The 2,739-nt window shown below is 70.7% G+C and carries 3 protein-coding genes; 2 read left to right on the top strand and 1 reads right to left on the bottom strand.

Annotated elements, in window-relative coordinates; all coding sequences use genetic code 11:
* Together HMPREF9440_RS08800 and coaD are read left to right on the top strand one after the other, a co-directional pair.
* A partial coding sequence (locus HMPREF9440_RS08800; protein ID WP_040765382.1) for an RsmD family RNA methyltransferase occupies positions 1–459 on the top strand: 459 nt, incomplete at its 5' end.
* Positions 456–953 carry a pantetheine-phosphate adenylyltransferase gene (gene coaD, locus HMPREF9440_RS08795; RefSeq protein WP_008543439.1) on the top strand — a complete coding sequence of 166 codons (498 nt, stop codon included), beginning with the start codon at positions 456–458 and terminating at the stop codon, positions 951–953. The genes HMPREF9440_RS08800 and coaD, both read left to right, overlap by 4 nt.
* Positions 954–1,026: 73 nt before the next feature.
* Here the strand turns inward: coaD and HMPREF9440_RS08790 are convergent.
* Positions 1,027–2,739, bottom strand: a 1,713-nt coding sequence (locus tag HMPREF9440_RS08790; protein ID WP_008543438.1) for a translocation/assembly module TamB domain-containing protein, incomplete at its 5' end; no start/stop codon positions are given.

Here is a 2,739-nt window from a genome sequence, read left to right as displayed (position 1 = left end):
CTCGAAGCCGCGAGCCGCGGCGCCGCTTCCGTCGACGCGGTGGAAACCGACCGCGCCTGCGCCGCGGCGATCCGCGAGACGGTCGCGAAGGTGCGCGCGGAAGACCGCGTGCGCGTGACGGTGGGGGACGCCTTCGGGTTTCTGGAGCGCGCGGCCGCCGGATCCTTCGACCTCGTCTTCATCGATCCCCCGTTCGCGCGCGACCTCCAGGAAAAGGCGATCGGTGCGATCAGGGGCGCCCTCGCGCCCGAAGGCCTCGTCTACGTCGAGAGCCCCGAGGCCCCGGTGCCGGAGGAGACGCTCGGCAAACTCGGGTTCGTGCGCGTGCGCGAAGGCCGCGCCGGTCAGGTCGCCTTCGAACTTCTCGCCCGCGAGGGTTCGCACATGAGCATGCTCGCGAAGCTGCCGAAGGTGAAGGGCAAGGCCAAGGCATTGAAGAACAAGGAGGCGCAGGCATGATCGAGCGGCGCATTCGCCGGGCGGTCTATCCCGGCACCTTCGACCCGGTGACGCTGGGTCACCAGAATCTCATCTCCCGTGCGGCGCTGCTTTTCGATGAGTTGGTCGTCGCCGTGGCGGCAAGCGAAGGGAAGGCGCCGCTCATGGGGCTCGACGCGCGGCTTGCCGCCGTGCGCACCGTCTGCACCGACCACCCGAACGTGCGGGTGGAGGCCTTCTCGGGGCTTTTGAAAGACTTCGTCCGCGAAGAGGAGGCCGGCTGGATCGTGCGCGGCGTGCGCGGTGCCGCGGACGGCGAATACGAAGCGCGCATGGCGGGGATGAACCATCTCCTCATGCCCGAAGTCGAAACGGTGCTGATGCCCGCGGCGGAGGACTTCCGCTTCGTGAGCAGCTCGTTCGTGCGCGAAGTCGCCCGCTTGGGGAAGGACGAGTACGAACGCTTCGTCGACCCGAGGGTGATTCCGTTCCTGAGGGACGCGCTCGGCCGCTGAGCCGAAATTCTCCGACCTGAAATGCTGACGGCCCGGTTTTCACCGGGCCGTCGTCGTGTCGGGGTCGGGAGCGTCAGACGGGATTGGGCTTCCCGGCTTCTGCCGGCTCATCCTTCCCGTCCTGACCGAATGGCACCCAGTCGGGGAGCTTCCAGTCGGGAAGTTCGGGGAGCTTGAATTCGGGGAGTTCAGGGAGCTTCCACTCTTTGGAACCCAACGAATTCCAGAAGTCCTCGGCCGCGCGCTTCGCGCTTCGGATGACGCCCTCGACCGTCAGGGGCGGCTCGCCCTTCGCTTCATGCACCGCGGCCAAGGCGCTCGGCCAGTCGAGCGACCACTGCGGGGCGCCCGCCTTCCAGATCGCGAGCGCAGGGAGCGGGAAGCCGGGTTCTTCGTCTTCGGGGTGGACCGCAATCGCGAGCCGCACCGACCAGCGGGCGTTCGCGGCTTCGCCCGAGCGCTCGCCCGTCACGTCGGCGCTCCAGCCGCGGCCGGTGAGCTTGCCGTTCGAAATCAGGAGCGGGTCTTCGCCCGTCTGCGCGAAGGCGGCGGTGAGTTCGGTGAAGGCGGTGGAGGATTCGGGCTGAAGCGAATGCGAGGGCGCACGGTCCGGCTGGTCCGCGAGGAGCGTCGCACGGAGCGCCGCGAGGTCCATCCCCGCGAAGGCGCCTTCTTCGATGCGGAAGGTCCCGTCGATCTGCGCGAGGCGCTTCTCCGCCGTGAGGTCGCCCGTCAGGGTCGCGTCCGCCGAGAGCTTCCCGGAGAGCGGCACGAGGGCGTCGCCCCGGAAGGCCGCATCCGCGCGGGCGTTCCGGAGCCGCAGGGCCGCGCGCCAGGCGCCCGCGGCGTCGACGTGCGCGGCGATGTCGGCGGTGCCGCCCAGGATCTCGGCCTTGGCGCCGGGGAAGTTGAGTTCGCCGCCGGTCAGTTCCGCGTCGGCGCGAAGCGCGCGCACGGCGGGAAGTTCCGCAACGCCTTCCATCGTGATGCGCCCGCGCAGGTCAAAGCGCGTGAGCACGTCCGGGCGCCAAAGAAGCGCCGAGAGCGGGCCCGCGCGAAGGACGCCCGTCGTCACTTCGGCGAGAACGAGCGGGCGCGTCCGCCCGTCCGACGCGTCCGTCTCTTCCGCGGGGAGAATGCGCGCCGACACCGTGGCGGGGCTTCCGAAGAAGAGCCCTTCGAGGGCGACTTCGCCGGGGAGCGTCCCGGGCATGCGGATGCGGCCGCGCAGCTCGCTCATCGCGGGCGCGGCGGCGACGCCGTTGCCGGCAAAGCGCGTCCCGAGCGTGAGGTTCTCCATCGCCCAGATGTCCTGGCGGAGGAGGTCCGCGGTGAGGTTCGCCTCCCAACGGCCGTCGGCGGTGTCCGCCGTGAGGGCGGCCTGCGCCTGCGGGGCTTCGACTTTGCTGTCCGCCCACGACGCCTTCGGGAGCGTGATGCGGAGCGACTCGGTCCCCGCGGCGCGAAGCTCGGTCGTGAGGTTGCGGGCGTTCGCCGTGCGGCCCGTCCAAAGGACTTCTTCGGCGTTGAGGCGCCCGGACCATTCGCGCGACTCTATGAGCCCGCGGCCTTCCGCCGCGAGGCCGGCCAACACGAGGCCGCGCGCGGGCGTCGACCAGTCGAGGTGCGCCGAGCCCGTCACTTCGCCCGAGAGCGCGTCCGCCGCCAGTTGTGTGCGCCAAGCGGCGGCGCCGCCCGCTTCGGAGAGTTCGCCGAAGGTGACGTCGAGCCCCTGAAGCGTGAGGGTGGTGCCGGAAGCTTCGTCCGCGACCGTCACCGCGGCGCC

Source organism: Sutterella parvirubra YIT 11816 (assembly GCF_000250875.1).
Classification (GTDB): domain Bacteria; phylum Pseudomonadota; class Gammaproteobacteria; order Burkholderiales; family Burkholderiaceae_F; genus Sutterella; species Sutterella parvirubra.
The sequence above is the reverse complement of the archived record's forward strand: the minus strand, read 5'-3'. Positions and strand labels throughout refer to the sequence as shown.

What these genes read in the sequence shown, in the direction of transcription:
- coaD (WP_008543439.1), top strand. Translation starts at nt 456, where the DNA reads ATGATCGAGCGGCGCATTCGCCGGGCGGTCTATCCCGGCACCTTCGAC.